This is a genomic window from Kytococcus schroeteri, from assembly GCF_002847825.1.
GTDB classification, from domain to species: Bacteria; Actinomycetota; Actinomycetes; order Actinomycetales; family Dermatophilaceae; genus Kytococcus; species Kytococcus schroeteri.
In genome coordinates, this window is sequence record NZ_PKIZ01000058.1 from 1 (window position 1) to 456 (window position 456).

General features: G+C 55.0%; 1 protein-coding gene. It reads right to left on the bottom strand.

Going from position 1 to position 456, the window contains the following annotated elements; all coding sequences use genetic code 11:
* Positions 1–59: 59 nt before the first annotated feature.
* Positions 60–456, bottom strand: a 397-nt coding sequence (locus CYJ76_RS12585) for a hypothetical protein (protein ID WP_180802301.1), incomplete at its 5' end; no start/stop codon positions are given.

Here is a 456-nt window from a genome sequence, read left to right on the forward strand (position 1 = left end):
GCATTCGGCATCGAGCAATCCCAAGACGTTTGTCATGTGCGTCGTGTGGAGTGGGGTTGCTAGTTGTCGAATTCAATTCCGTCGGCTTGCGCGTTCTTGATGGCTTCGGCGACGGCGTCGGAATTGGTGGCTAGTTTGGTGAGCCAGTGTCGGAGTTCGGTGATGATTTTTCTGTCGCCGGTGATGGTTGAGTTTTCTGCGGAGGCATCGATAGTGAGGTTGCCGTGGTGTTGTTGTGCCCAGTGACTTAATAGTCCTTCCCAGATGTAGCCGTTGGCGTCCATTCCGGTGGCAGTTATTGCTTGTTCGAGAGGGCTGTCAATAACAGAGTTGACGGTCATGCTGTGTTGACCGGCGAGCTGGCTGTTGGATTCGTCGAGTTCGATGGTGCGGGTGCGCAGGCCGGTGTCGGTGTTGGCGATGAGTGGTTGGTTGAAGGAGATGTCTTCTTCGGGG